11 protein-coding genes are annotated in these 13,049 nt (G+C 58.2%); 3 read left to right on the forward strand and 8 right to left on the reverse strand.

Going from position 1 to position 13,049, the window contains the following annotated elements; all coding sequences use genetic code 11:
• Positions 1-4: 4 nt before the first annotated feature.
• Positions 5-1,486: a sugar ABC transporter ATP-binding protein gene (locus tag J1782_RS13580; protein ID WP_152326323.1), complete on the reverse strand. Its 1,482-nt coding sequence runs from the start codon at positions 1,484-1,486 to the stop codon at positions 5-7.
• A 294-nt stretch (positions 1,487-1,780) separates the two neighbouring features.
• Between J1782_RS13580 and J1782_RS13585 the strand changes: the two genes are divergently transcribed.
• The 3 genes from J1782_RS13585 to J1782_RS13595 are packed head-to-tail and all read left to right on the forward strand — an operon-like array spanning position 1,781 to position 4,039.
• Positions 1,781-2,473, forward strand: coding sequence for a CDP-alcohol phosphatidyltransferase family protein (locus J1782_RS13585; RefSeq protein WP_152325540.1), 693 nt, complete (start codon positions 1,781-1,783; stop codon positions 2,471-2,473).
• Entirely contained in the window at positions 2,457-3,107 is a 651-nt protein-coding gene (locus tag J1782_RS13590; RefSeq protein WP_152325541.1) for a 1-acyl-sn-glycerol-3-phosphate acyltransferase, read from the forward strand. The genes J1782_RS13585 and J1782_RS13590 overlap by 17 nt, the downstream gene beginning before the upstream one ends.
• Positions 3,104-4,039, forward strand: coding sequence for a phosphatidate cytidylyltransferase (locus J1782_RS13595; RefSeq protein ID WP_152325542.1), 936 nt, complete (start codon positions 3,104-3,106; stop codon positions 4,037-4,039). The genes J1782_RS13590 and J1782_RS13595 overlap by 4 nt, the downstream gene beginning before the upstream one ends.
• A gap of 796 nt (positions 4,040-4,835) precedes the next feature.
• Here J1782_RS13595 and J1782_RS13600 read toward each other — a convergent pair.
• From J1782_RS13600 to J1782_RS13630, 7 genes are read right to left on the reverse strand one after another with little or no spacing between them, the layout of a single operon-like run.
• Positions 4,836-5,696, reverse strand: a complete 861-nt coding sequence (locus J1782_RS13600; RefSeq protein WP_217153327.1) for a VOC family protein — start codon at positions 5,694-5,696, stop codon at positions 4,836-4,838.
• The gene (locus tag J1782_RS13605) at positions 5,689-6,798 is read right to left on the reverse strand and encodes an alkylhydroperoxidase domain protein (RefSeq protein ID WP_152325544.1); all 1,110 of its coding nucleotides are present in this window, start codon (positions 6,796-6,798) and stop codon (positions 5,689-5,691) included. The genes J1782_RS13600 and J1782_RS13605 overlap by 8 nt, the downstream gene beginning before the upstream one ends.
• Entirely contained in the window at positions 6,795-7,871 is a 1,077-nt protein-coding gene (locus J1782_RS13610; protein ID WP_152325545.1) for a putative FMN-dependent luciferase-like monooxygenase, read from the reverse strand. The genes J1782_RS13605 and J1782_RS13610 overlap by 4 nt, the downstream gene beginning before the upstream one ends.
• Before the next feature lie 31 nt (positions 7,872-7,902).
• Entirely contained in the window at positions 7,903-9,522 is a 1,620-nt protein-coding gene (locus J1782_RS13615; protein WP_217153328.1) for an ABC transporter ATP-binding protein, read from the reverse strand.
• Positions 9,519-10,382, reverse strand: coding sequence for an ABC transporter permease (locus tag J1782_RS13620; RefSeq protein WP_152325547.1), 864 nt, complete (start codon positions 10,380-10,382; stop codon positions 9,519-9,521). Before J1782_RS13620 ends, J1782_RS13615 begins: the two co-directional genes overlap by 4 nt.
• The gene (locus J1782_RS13625; protein ID WP_101077266.1) at positions 10,379-11,338 is read right to left on the reverse strand and encodes an ABC transporter permease; all 960 of its coding nucleotides are present in this window, start codon (positions 11,336-11,338) and stop codon (positions 10,379-10,381) included. Before J1782_RS13625 ends, J1782_RS13620 begins: the two co-directional genes overlap by 4 nt.
• Positions 11,339-11,354: 16 nt before the next feature.
• Positions 11,355-12,995 carry a TIGR04028 family ABC transporter substrate-binding protein gene (locus J1782_RS13630; RefSeq protein ID WP_152325548.1) on the reverse strand — a complete coding sequence of 547 codons (1,641 nt, stop codon included), beginning with the start codon at positions 12,993-12,995 and terminating at the stop codon, positions 11,355-11,357.
• Positions 12,996-13,049: the final 54 nt, after the last annotated feature.

Raw genomic sequence — 13,049 nt, forward strand, 5'->3', positions numbered from 1 at the left:
TTGCTCACGCGGGTGTTCCTCCGGTTGAATAGACTAATAAGGTTTCTTCGTCGACGTCTGCGGCGTCCAGTTCGGCCACGATGCGGCCATCCCATAACACCAGAATGCGGTCGCATAAACCGACCAGTTCGGCGAACTCACCGGAAGCATAAATAATGCCTTTTCCCTGTTGCGCCAGGCCGTCAATCAGCCTGAACACGTCCGTTTTGGCCTTGATGTCCACGCCTTTGGTCGGTTCGTCAAAAATCAACACCTGACTCTCACTGCGCAGCCATTTTCCGATAGCCACTTTTTGCTGGTTACCACCGGAAAGCCTCGCCAGCTTCTGCATCGGCCCGGAAGCGCGAATGCCTAAACGGCTGATAATATCTTTCGCCCACGACAGCGACTGGCGTTTACTGAAAATACTCCAGCGCGAAAACGAATCGTCAGCGGTGACGCTGAGGTTCATCGGGATATTTTCATCAATGAAAATCCCTTCCTTGCGCCGTTCTTCCGGCACTAATGCCAGACCCTGTTCGACGGAAAGATGCGGTTCTTTCGGCTTCCACGGTTTGCCGTTCAGCTCACCGCTTTCGACCTGGCTGGGCGTCGCGCCAAACAACGCTTTGCACAGTTCTGTTTTTCCGGCACCGGCCAGCCCGGCAATGCCGAGGATCTCACCGCGATGCAGGCGCAGTGAAATATCACGCAGTTTGTCTTTGTCGTGCATGCCGTGAATGCGCAGCAGCGTTTCGCCGCTGTGCGGCGGACGGCGTGGCGGATAAATATCATCGAGCTGATGGCCGATCATTTTCTCGATTATCTGCTCGTTGCTCAGGCCGTCCATGCTGTCATCGCTGACCAGACGACCGTCGCGCAGCACCGTCATGCGGTCGCAGATTTCGCGCAGTTCATGAATGCGGTGGGAGATAAAGACCACCGCCATGCCCGCGTCTTTCAGCTTACGCACCAGTGCAAACAGACGGGCGCTTTCCGCCTGATCGAGCGGCGCGGTCGGTTCATCGAGGATCAGGAAACGGCATTTATGCGACAACGCGCGCGCCAGCAAAATCAGCTGTTTCTCGGCCAGCGTGCAGTTTTCGATACGGGCTTTCAGGCTGATGTTCAGGCCAAGCTGTTCGGTCAGCCGCTGCGCCTGACGGTATAAACGCGGCCAGTTATGCAAATGTCCGGGCTCGGAAAGCCGGTCCAGCATGATGTTTTCGGCGACATTCAGCGTCGGCACCAGCGCGACATCCACTTCCTGCTGCACCAGATGAATGCCGTGAGCGCGCGCGTGGTGCGGGAGTTTAATGTTCACCGGCTCGCCGTCGATGGTGATCTGCCCGGTGTAATGATCGTGCGTGCCGGAAAGCACAGCCATCAGCGTCGATTTTCCGGCGCCGTTCGCACCGACCAGCGCATGGACGGATCCGCCTTCCAGCGTAAAATCTACCTGGCGAAGCGCGGGAAAACCGGCAAATGAAATCGAGATGTTGCGCATCTCAAGACGGGAAGCGGTCACTGGACGTTGGCCTTCTAAACGGGGGATGTGGAGCTTCAGACGTTTAGCCGTCTAAAATGCGGTGTAGCAGAGTTTTAACATATTGTGTGATTTAATCAACCAATTAAAAGATCTAAGGAATGCTCAAACCGGCATAAGCGGCCAGGAACGTTTCAGGGTGAGGGCTGAACAAAAACATTTCACCGCGCAGGCAACTTCACTATTATCTGGATGCCTTACAAAGGCTTATAGAAATCAGGGTCATCAGTTTTCAGTAATAAAGGGATATTATTTATGGACTTAGATCTCAAGGACCGGCGGCCGATCGCCACCCGGGATAAACGTTGGGCCAAAAACAGCGCGGTCTGGTTAAAGAATAAAGGCATTACGCCGAATCAGATTTCCGTGGCCAGCATGGGTTTTGCGCTGGTGTCCGGGCTGTGTTTTCTGCTGGCATTTTATTGTGAAACGGCTTTCGGGCGTGGATTTCTTCTCCTGCTGGCGGCGCTGATGATTCAGGGGCGGCTCATCTGTAACCTGCTCGACGGCATGGTGGCGGTGGAAGGCGGCATGGCCAGCCCGGCGGGACCCGTTTACAACGAATTACCGGATCGTGTTTCCGATACGCTGATTCTGGCGGGCGTCGGTTATGGTCTGGTGGCGATGCCGGAGGCCGTCACGCTGGGCTGGATTGCGGCGCTGCTGGCGCTGATGACGGCGTATTTGCGTCTGCTGGGCGGAACCTGCGGGCTGAAACAGCAATTTCTCGGGCCGATGGCAAAACAGCACCGCATGGCGATTCTGTGTGCGGGCGCGGTGATTGCGATTTTCCTGCCGTCGCAGTGGGGGCAACTCCTGCTGCTGAGTTGTCTGGTGATCATTACGCTCGGCGCACTGGTGACCTGCTGGCGTCGCGGTTCACGTATTTTGCGTGAACTGCATGAAAAGGCCGGAACTGAGGGAGATAACGATGGAACCTCGCACTAAATTACCGCTGGATGGCCGGCTGGTGGCCGGTTTTCTGGTACGGCTTTGCCGCCTGCTGACCGGCGTCCGCGCCCGCTGGCTGGCACCTTTACCTGAAAAACAGGCCCGCATTTACTACGCCAATCACTCCAGCCATCTCGACGGTATGGTGATTTGGGCCAGCCTGCCCGGTCATCTGCGTCCGCAGGTTCGTCCGGTTGCGGCGGCTGATTACTGGCTCTCTTCTAAATTGCGCCGTTACATTGCGCGTCGTGTGTTTAACGCGGTGTTGATCAAACGGCGTCCTGCTGAAAAGCAGTCTGAACAGCCGAACAATGCGCTGGAACTGATGAACGACCCTCTGAAAAAAGGCCAGTCGCTGATTATTTTCCCGGAAGGCACCCGTGGTAACGGCGAGGAAATCTCGGCGTTCAAAAGCGGGATCTGGCATCTCGCGAAAATGAATCCGGATGTCGAACTGGTGCCTGTTTATCTCGAAAACCTCAACCGTGTGCTGCCGAAAGGCTCCCGTCTGGTGGTGCCCATTCTGTGTTCGGCAACGTTTGGCGAACCGGTTGAAAGTATCCGGGAAGGGGAAGAGAAAGCGGAATTTCTGCTTCGTGCGCGGGCTGCTCTGGAGACACTGGCACCATGAATTTTCAGGATAAATCGTTAGTTTATTTACTGTGCGGATTGTTCGGTCTGCTGCTGATTGCCAGCATTCTGGGCTATCTGATCGCGCTGGTGAAAGGTAATACGCCGGTCGTCGCCAACCTCAATGCCCGCATCCGCGCCTGGTGGATGATGTGTATTTTATCGGTGATGGCAATGTGGTTCGGCCCGGTCGGCTCGACGCTGCTGTTTGCCGTGATGTCGTTTCTGGCCTTGCGCGAATGCATCACGCTGACGCCCACCCGGCGCGGTGACCACGAAGCGCTGTTCTGGTGTTTCTTCATTATGCTGCCGCTGCAATATTTGCTGGTCGGCGAACGCTGGTATGGCACGTTTGCGATCTTCATTCCGGTCTACGCGTTTCTGTTTATCCCCACCCGCATGGCGCTGGCCGGAGACACGGTCAACTTCCTCGAACGCAGCGCGAAAATTCAGTGGAGCATGATGCTGGCGGTGTACTGCATCAGCCACGCGCCTGCCTTGCTGATGCTGAACATTCCCGGCTATGAAAACCAGAACATCAAATTGCTGCTGTTTCTGATGATTGTGGTGCAGATTTCCGATGTGTTGCAGTACGTGTTCGGCAAGCTTTTCGGCAAACGCCCGATTGCGCCGCGTCTGAGCCCGAACAAAACCCTTGAAGGCTTTGCCGGCGGGATCCTCAGCGCCACGCTGGTCGGGACGTTGCTGTGGTGGATCACCCCGTTCGCACCGTGGCAGGCCGCACTGATTTCGCTGGTCATCACCTTACTCGGCTTCGCCGGGGGCTTGTGTATGTCGGCGATTAAGCGCGATCGCGGCGTGAAGGATTTCGGCGCGATGATCGAGGGGCACGGCGGGATGATGGATCGCATTGATTCGTTGTGCTTTGCAGCACCGGTGTTTTTTCACCTGATCAGGTTTTATTTCACCTGAAGGGGAGGGATTTGGGCTCGCCGCCTAAACACTGCAAGACCTTGGGTTGCCACCCAAACCCGCAAAACCTTGGGCTCGCCGCCCAAACACTGCAAGACCTTGGGTTGCCACCCAAACCGGCCTCAAGGGTGGTCTATCGCCACCACCCTTGAGAATCCCGGGCTCTTTAACTGCGCGCTGCCGCTCGCTGGCTATGTTTCAGGTGCCGCAGTTATTGCCGCGAAAACTTGCCGCTGCGCGGTTCCCTTACTCGGTTTCGAGCCACAGGTCTCGAAACTCTTCGCACGGCAAGCTTTCTGAAAGCGGCTGGGGGCTTATCTAAATTCAACGGCATTCTGTTTTCTTACTTAACTTTTGGTAAAACCGTCTGCTTATTTTTTTGATGACAATCAGCGGTGAGGTTGCGAATTAGAAAACTGCGGCCGCTTTCAAAACGACGTTGAGTGAGAGGTGAGAAACGGCGAGGTTTTTTTCCGAGCAGGTTCGAACCCGAAGCGAAAGTACCGCGCAGCGGCGGCGTTTGCGGCACTAGCCGGAGTTACTGAAACATAGCCAGCGAGCGGCAGCGCGCAGTTGAAAAGCGCGGGTGTCCAGAGGGCGCGCGCGTTAACGCGCCCTTTGGGCCAGTTTGGGCGGCGAGCCCAAGGTCTTGCGGGTTTGGGTGGCAACCCAAGGTTTTGCAGTTTTGAGCGGCAACCCAAGGTTTTGCAGTTTTGAGCGGCAACCCAAGGTTTTGCAGTTTTGAACGGCAACCCAAGGTTTTGCGGGTTTGGGCGGCGAGCCCACGACCTGGAATTTATTCTTCGCTAAAACTAACCGCCACTCCCAGCGAATCCGCAGCGCGAACCAAAACCCGGCTGGTTAAGTCATTAAACGAAATTTCGCCCACGCGCAGGCTATTGCGCACCGCATCCAGCGACCGTGTCGCAAATTCCAACCCGACCATCCGCGCACTCCCGTTTTCCCCCTCAGGTACGATCCCAAACTCGGCCTGCGCCTGTTGTGGCGTCACAAACCGGACGGTTGCGCGACCGGCGCGTAATGTCACGCCTTCAGCGCTAGTCTGCAAGGCTTCTGCGCCGAACAGTTCGCCGTACACTTTCGCGGCGGCCTGCGGGGAGGCGGCGGAAATCACAAAACCGGTGATGTCCGCGACGCCGTTCGGGTGGTTTTGCCACTCGGTGCGCCACACCAGTTCCGGGGTCAGGTGCTGGCAAAAGAAACTGCGGCCATTGGGCACGCGGTCGGCGGCCAGCGGGACCGTGCGGAACCGTGCATTGGGCGAGGTGCCGTCGTTGAGCGCCACGGGGCGAAAGAATTCTGCCGGTGCTGAACCCGCGATGTTTTGCTGTTGCAGATGATCAAACACGGCGTTCGAATTCTGCGTTTTCCACACCAGACCGGTGAGGCCGAGCGGAGCCTGCCAGAGATCTTTACGCGTATGCGCATTGCCCGGTTCGAAGCCGAGCAGTTCCAGATAGTTTTCGCCGAAAATCGCCAGATGATTGCTGGAACCGAGCGAGTGATGGCCTCGCGGTGTGAGCTGGAAACCGAGACGGCGGAACTGCTGCTCGGCACCGTTAAGCTGTTCTGCGACGTTAATCACTACGTGATCGAGCTGCGGAACCGGGCGTTGAGAAGTCTGTGAATCAGTCATTAAACGGTTCTCCCAGCGTTAACATCAGGCGGTTTGCCCAGGCGAAGAACGCCGCAGACTGCGCCAGATCGACGATTTCCAGTTCGTTCAAACCCTGATCGCGCAGTGCCTTAATGTGTTCCGGCGAGGCGACCGGCGGCGTGGCGGAGAGCGCGGCGGCGAAATCAATTTCGGCCTGCCAGCGCGGGGATTGTTCCTTGCTGAGAATGCCGCCCGGCGGGGTGTCGATCAGCCGCTGAACGTCTTCGGTTTGTTTGGAAAGCTGGCTGGCCTTACGCGAATGCACCGACGCACAGTAAATACAGCCGTTGATTTTGCTCGCTACGGTGGCCGCCAGTTCACGCTCTTTGCGCGGCAGGCCGCCGGACGTGTAGAAAATGCCTTTGTCGGTCAGCGTACGTTGTTCAAGCACCGGCAGGTTACGGCCTAACAGGCGGAAATAGTCGGAATCGGTATGGCCAAATTTCGCCAGAATCGCCTGCTGGGCTTCATCAAATTCCTCCAGCTTTTTGGACGGGATCCACGGTTCCCAGCCAAGCTCTTCCTGCGTGAATGCCTGCGGTGCGTCGCGGCCGCTGTGGGTATTCGGTTCAGTGCGCCAGAACGCGGCGCCGACCGGTTTATTGCTGGCGTTTTCCACCGGTTTGCCGCCAATCAGACGGTAGCTGCGCAGCGCGCGGCTCTGGAAACTGACGAAAGCAATCAGCTGCGAAATCGTGACGATGGCATCCACCGACCAGCCCGCTTTTTTCAGTGCCTGTAAATGTGCAGGCGTGGCGCTGGCGGGTTTGAAGCTCAGGCGTTCGCCGTGAGTCAGCGCGGCGTCGAGACGGGCGGTTTCGTCGATGTCCGGCAAATCCTGCAAACGCTCAGAATAGTGATTGGTGAGCTGTGAATCGCCGTGCCAGCGCGCGACGTTTTGCGCTAAACGCAGACGCTCGGCAAGCGTGAAATCCACGCCGTCCTGTTCGGTAAACAGCGCATCGTAGCTGCCTTGCGCGTGGCGGGTCGCAGCGTCGCGGGTGTCGCGTGCCTGTTTCAGTTCAGAAGACGGCGCGATTTCAGCCAGTTTTTCCAGCAGATCAGTCGAATAAGTGGTCATAAGTTGTCCTGTGTAAATGCAGCCTTTGAGAGCGTAGGGTCGGCGGAAGAGGTGGAAACACGGCGCTGCGGCGTGCGGCGAACCCAGCCAAGGGCTGGCGCGACGTGACGCGCAATCAGTTCAATGGAACGCAAAATGTAAGGATGCGGCGGATCGATAGAATGCACCTGAAACGCCAGATCGGTGACGCGGGCCAGAGCGGTGTCGGCCTGTAGCGTGGCGGTGACCTGCTCCGCGGTGCCAAGATGCACGTCGAAGGTGCGGATGTAATCATCCAGCGTATCGCCGTTCACAATCTGTCCGCCGGCACGGTGATTTTCGGCCTGACGGCGTAAACCTTTTTGCGCCAGTTCGCGGGCTTCGTCGCCGTTTTCGGTCACAAATGCCGTGCGTGAGCCCATGATGCGCGGCGCAACGCCGTCCGGCAGCGCGTCGAGATAGGCATCGATAATCGGGTTTTGCAATTCGTCGAGACGCAGGTCTGGCGCATTCGCCGGGCGTGGCTGGGTGCGCGAAAGCATCAGCCCGTCGCCGGATTTACCGGCACGTGCGCCGCCGTCAACCGAGAATGTGGCCTGCCAGACGCGTTTTTCCAGATGCGGTGCCGCCGGATACAACCGGTTATCGGTGCCCGCCAGCGGTTCGCCGCGCCAGGCGGTCAGCAGGGTTTGCAGATTATGGCTAAACACCGCACCGCGCTCGCTGCTTTCAAAGCCGAACGGCAGAAATGACGACGGCGTGCCGCCGGAACCCAGCCCGATTTCAAGCCGTCCGCCGGAGAGTAAATCCAGCACGGCGGTGTCTTCTGCCACGCGCAGCGCATTTTCCATCGGCAGCGTAATCACGCCGGTGCCGAGACGGATAAAGCGGGTATGCGCCGCGACCTGAGCAAGGAAGACCAGCGGTGCGGGCAGGCCGCCTTCGGCTTCGTGAAAATGGTGCTGCGCGACCCACGCGGAGTCGAAACCCAGCTGCTCGGCGTGAATAATTTGCTCGGTCGCCAGCCGGTAACGTTCCTGCGCGCTGGTGTTATCCAGAAGTCGGGTGAAAAACCCAAGACGTTTGCTGCTCATAATGTCCCTCTTTTCTTTTTCATGTGCTGACTCAGGTAGCGCGGTGGCGGCCGGGGATCGCATCAATCAGCTGCCGTGTGTAATCGCTGGAAGGCAGCGCAAACACGTCTTCCACGTTGCCGGAATCCACCTGTTGCCCGCGGTTGAGCACCGAGACGCTGTGGGAGATTTGCCGGACGGTCGCCAGATCATGCGAGATAAATAAATAGGTCAGGCCGAGTGAATCCTGTAGCTCCCGGAGCAGGGTCAGGATTTGCGCCTGTACGGTGACGTCGAGCGCCGAGGTCGCTTCGTCGAGTATCAGTACTTTTGGTTCGAGGATCAGCGCCCGCGCAATCGCCACGCGCTGACGCTGGCCGCCGGAAAGCTCACGCGGTTTGCGGCCCAGCAGTTCTTCCGGCAGCGCCACGCGGCGGGCGATATCCAGAACGCGCTCACGGCGTACGGCTGACGGGATTTTTTCGAAGTTCAGCAGCGGTTCTTCAATCACGCTGAACAAGGTCTGAGACGGATCCAGCGAGGCGAACGGGTTCTGATACACCAGCTGAATTTTACGGCGTACCTGACGCAGCGCTTCGCCTTTGAGGCGCGTGATGTCTTCGCCGTCGATCAATACGCGGCCGCTGTCCGGTTTCTGAAAACCGAGCAGAATGCGCGCCAGCGTGGTTTTACCCGAGCCGGATTCGCCGACCAGAGAATGCGTGGTGCCGCGCGGAATGCTGAACGAAACGTTATCAACGGCGCGGAATGCCGCCTGATGTTTACCGCCCAGGGAGAAATCATGGGTGACATTTTCGACCAACAGTACCGGTTCGGCGACGGCGGCAATATGCGCGCGGTGTCGGCCGGAAAGGGCAGGAACGTCGGCAAACAGCTGGCGGGTGTAATCGCTTTTCGGCGCGTTCAGCACTTCCGCCGTCACGCCCTGTTCCTGCACCTGGCCGTGGCGGAACACCAGTAAACGGTCGGCGCGTTCGGCGGCAATCGCCAGATCGTGCGTGACCAGCAAAACGGCGGTGCCGGATTCGCGGCGCAAATCGTCAATCAAATCCAGAATGCGTTTTTGCACCGTGACGTCGAGTGCGCTGGTCGGTTCGTCGGCAATGATCAGCGCCGGTTGCAGCGCAATGGCAATCGCAATCAGCACACGCTGTTTCATGCCACCGGAAAGCTCGTGCGGATACTGTTTCGCGCGCTGTTCCGGGTGCGTAAGGCCGACGCGGGTCAGCAGTTCCACCACGCGTGCGTCGCGCTGAACACGCGGCAGACGCTGGTGGATATCCAGAATTTCGGCAACCTGCGAACCGATAGTTTTCACCGGATCCAGAGAACTGGTCGGGTCCTGCGGGATCAGGCTGATGCGTGCGCCGCGCAGGGCATCAAGGCGGCGCTGCGACCACTGGCTGATGTCGGTGCCGTTCAGGCGGATTTCGCCCTGTTCGATATGACCGTTCTCCGCCAGCAGGCCGATGATCGACTGCGCGGTAGTGGTTTTACCGGAACCGGATTCGCCCACCAGTGCCAGCACTTCTCCGGCGTAAATGGAAAATGAGACGTTGTGGACGACAGCTTTGCCGTCATAGGCAATCGTCAGATTATCCAGCTCAAGAACGGGTGCGGCGTGGTTATTCAAAATCGCCTGTGTGCTCATCGCGTTCTCCTGCGTAATGACTGGCTGATGCGGTTGGCGGAAAGCACCACCAGCACCACGACGATGCCGGGGAAGGTGGTCAGCCACCAGGCGGTTGAAATGTAGTTACGGCCTTCGGCAATCAGTAAACCCCATTCCGGCGTTGGCGGCGGTGTGCCGTAACCGAGGAAACTCAGGGTGGAAATCGCCAGAATCGCACTGCCAAATTGCAATGCCGAGAAGGCGATGACCGAGGTCAGCGAGTTCGGCAGAATGTGCCGCCAGAGGATCGAGAAGAAGGTGCCGCCGCTGCCATAGGCCGCTTCGACGTAATCGCTGTGGCGCACCAATACCACTTCGGCGCGGGCGAGTCGGGCGAAGTTGGCGACGGAGGTGACCCCGACGGCAATCGCCGCGTGAACCGTGCCGAAGCCGAGCAAAATGATGACGCTTAGCGACAACAGCAGGCCGGGAATCGACAGCAACACGTCGTTGATGCGCATGACAATTGCGTCAACAATGCCGCCGCTGGCACCGGCTGCCAGCCCTAATGCGGTGCCGAACACCAGCCCGAGCGCCACGGCGACCAGTGCGCCGGAGAGTGAATGCGACGCGCCGTAAACGATGCGGGCGTACACATCGCGGCCGAGCTGATCGGTGCCCAGCCAGTGACCGGCCTGCGGAGCCAGACGCTGTGCGCCCGCGATGCCTTCGGTGCCGCTGTAACCGGTAAACCAGCCGGGCGCGACCGCCCATAAAATCACGGTCGCGATCACCAGCCAGGCGATGATCAGCCCCGGCTGTAAACGGGCCGGTTTCCAGCGGCGGCGCTGTGTGGCGGGCAGGGAAAGAGTGCTTTTACCCAGCGGTAAGCTGCTCATGCGGTGGCTCCCTTTGAGTTTTTCGAAGCGTTAGCTTTAAGACGCGGATCAAGCAGCGGATAAAGCAAATCAACCAGTAAATTGATGCCGACAAAAGCGGCGGCGGAAATCACCACAATCGCCTGTAAAACCGCGACGTCCTGATTGTTCACCGCCTGCTGCGTCAGTTGCCCGAGGCCGTTCAGGCCAAATACCGTTTCGGTGATCAGCGCCCCGGCGATCAGTTCGCCAAACAGCAAACCGGCGATAGTCAGCACCGGAAGCAGAGCGTTGCGCGCCACATGACGCCACAGCACGCCGCTGCGGCTGGCCCCCTTGGCGCGGGCGACGGCGACGAACGGCTGGGTCTGCACCTGATCAATGCTGCGGATAAGAATTTGCGCCAGCGGTGCGGAAATCGGCACGGCCAGCGTCACCACCGGTAAAATCAGCCCGACCCATTCCCCCGGATTGATCACCGGGATCCAGCGCAGATGGAAAGAGAAAAACTGAATCAGCGCGATGCCGAGCCAGAAGGTCGGAATGGAAATAAACAGCGACGGCACCGACTGCAACAGGTTTTTCAGCCAGCCGAAATGCAGCAGGCTGGAGATAAACGCCAGCGCAAAGGCCACCACGGCGGCCAGTGCGAAGCCCATCAGCGCCAGCCGCAAGGTCGGCGGAAAGTTGCTGCTGAGTAATTCAGTGACCGGTACGCCAGCCTGAATCGAATAGCCCAGATCCCCGCGCAGGAAATTCCCCAGCGTATGCAGATATTGCTGCACCAGCGGCACATCCGCGCCGTAGGCCGCGCGCATATCCGCGATTTGCGCCGGGCTCAGCCCCATGTCAGGGTTCTGGAATTTAATCAGAATGGCATCGCCAGGCAGCACTTGCAGGAGAATGAAAGAGACGGTAAACGCCGCCCACAACACCAGCAAAGCCTGCCCGAACCGGCCGCTAACGTATCGGTTCATGATTCACTCCTGCCTGTTAGTGCTTTTCAAGCCATGCGCCGTAGAAGCTCGGACGGCCAACGGCTTCGAAGCTCACGCCTTTAAAATAAGGCGCACCGGCAAAGACCTGCGGTTCTTCGAAAATCGGAATGACGTAAGCCTGATCGAGCAGGTAGTTCTGCACGTCACCGGCCAGGGCCAGACGTTTTTTCGGATCCACTTCAGCTGAAATCGCCACCAGCAGGTCGTTCAGTTTGTCGTCACGGAAACTTTTCACCTTGCTGCTCAGGCCGCCTTTTTGCAGCAGCGCATCGCGGTTGGTCGGGTAAAAGGAGCTTTTGATGACGTCCGGATCGGCGCGACCGACTTCCACCACGTTCGCCGGAGTTTTTTCAGGATCCAGGTTGTCCGCCACGCGGCTGCCCGCGTCACCGGCCAGAATGTTCAGCTTCGCGCCGACCTGATTCCACTGCTGTGAAACCAGCTGCAAGACTTCTTTGTTTTGCGGCTGCGGCAGGGATTCATAAATGGTCAGCGACAGCGTTTTGCCATCTTTCTGGCGCAGGCCGTTCGGGCCCGGTTTCCAGCCTGCTTCATCCAGCAGTTTTTTCGACAGCGTCGGGTCATAAGTCAGTTTGTTGCTCAGATCCACGTAACCGGCGGCGGTTTTGGCGATGACGGAGGTGGCCTGCGGATAGTTTGGCGAGAACAGCGTATCGACCACCTGTTTGCTGTTGGTGGCGTGCAGCAGCGCCTGACGGACTTTGAGATCAGATACCAGCGCGTTGTCCGGACGGAACGAAATGCTGTCGTTCACGCCTTTGGTTGGCGCGGCATAAATCGGGAAGTTCTGGTCTTTGGCCTGTTTCTCGTCGTACGCCTGAACCTGACGGATGAAATCTGCCTGACCGGCCAGCAGCGCGCCGATACGCACGCTGTCTTCGCCGGTGACGATCACTTTGATGCCGTCGAGATTGGCGCGGCCCTGCTGTTTGAGGTTTTTCGGCCCCCAGTTGTAATCTTTGCGCGCCGTCAGATCGACTTCACGACCGAGCGTTTCCTTGCTGACGACGAACGGGCCGGAACCGATGATGTGCGTTGCGTCACCCAGCGCATCAAAATTGCGATCCAGCGTGCTCAGTGATACCAGCCCGGAGCCGATGGTCGCCGTGCCTTGCAGGAAGCCCGGTGAGGATTTTTTGAAGTAGAACTTCACGGTCAGCGGGTCAATCACTTCGCTGTGGTCGTAGTTATTAATCACTTCGGAAACCGGCAGATGGCGTTCTTTATTGCCCAGCCCGTAGGTGTCGAAGTTTTTCGCCACGGCGTTAGCATCAAGCGGCGTGCCGTCGGAGAAGGTCACGCCCGGACGCAGTTTGAAGGTGTATTCGGTTTTGTCGGCGTTGAAGCTCCAGGACTCAGCAATCCACGGTTCGACTTCCAGCGTCTGCGGGTTCTGATAGGTCAGTTTGTCGGTGATCTGATTGAGGATGCCGCCGTTTGGGTAAAAACCACCGGCCGGAGGATACAAATTGGTGTGCGCCTGTTGTTCAAGATAAACCAGTGTTCCGCCCTTAACCGGTGTTGCGTCGGCGGCAAAAACGGCGGAAGAACTGGTGATCAATACCCCTAAAGCCAGGGCGCGTGTGACCGCGTTTTTCCGGCGAAGAATGTGCATAGTGAGACCCTTTTTATTTTTGGCGATGTCTGGCAGATGAATCACTTTTTATTC

The sequence above is a fragment of the Rahnella sp. BCC 1045 genome (assembly GCF_019049615.1).
In the GTDB taxonomy this organism is placed as follows: Bacteria; Pseudomonadota; Gammaproteobacteria; order Enterobacterales; family Enterobacteriaceae; genus Rahnella; species Rahnella contaminans.

Coding starts and splice junctions, on each gene's coding strand:
- J1782_RS13580 (WP_152326323.1), bottom strand. CDS start 1,486: ATGCGCAACATCTCGATTTCATTTGCCGGTTTTCCCGCGCTTCGCCAG.
- J1782_RS13585 (WP_152325540.1), top strand. CDS start 1,781: ATGGACTTAGATCTCAAGGACCGGCGGCCGATCGCCACCCGGGATAAA.
- J1782_RS13590 (WP_152325541.1), top strand. CDS start 2,457: ATGGAACCTCGCACTAAATTACCGCTGGATGGCCGGCTGGTGGCCGGT.
- J1782_RS13595 (WP_152325542.1), top strand. CDS start 3,104: ATGAATTTTCAGGATAAATCGTTAGTTTATTTACTGTGCGGATTGTTC.
- J1782_RS13600 (WP_217153327.1), bottom strand. CDS start 5,696: ATGACTGATTCACAGACTTCTCAACGCCCGGTTCCGCAGCTCGATCAC.
- J1782_RS13605 (WP_152325544.1), bottom strand. CDS start 6,798: ATGACCACTTATTCGACTGATCTGCTGGAAAAACTGGCTGAAATCGCG.
- J1782_RS13610 (WP_152325545.1), bottom strand. CDS start 7,871: ATGAGCAGCAAACGTCTTGGGTTTTTCACCCGACTTCTGGATAACACC.
- J1782_RS13615 (WP_217153328.1), bottom strand. CDS start 9,522: ATGAGCACACAGGCGATTTTGAATAACCACGCCGCACCCGTTCTTGAG.
- J1782_RS13620 (WP_152325547.1), bottom strand. CDS start 10,382: ATGAGCAGCTTACCGCTGGGTAAAAGCACTCTTTCCCTGCCCGCCACA.
- J1782_RS13625 (WP_101077266.1), bottom strand. CDS start 11,338: ATGAACCGATACGTTAGCGGCCGGTTCGGGCAGGCTTTGCTGGTGTTG.
- J1782_RS13630 (WP_152325548.1), bottom strand. CDS start 12,995: ATGCACATTCTTCGCCGGAAAAACGCGGTCACACGCGCCCTGGCTTTA.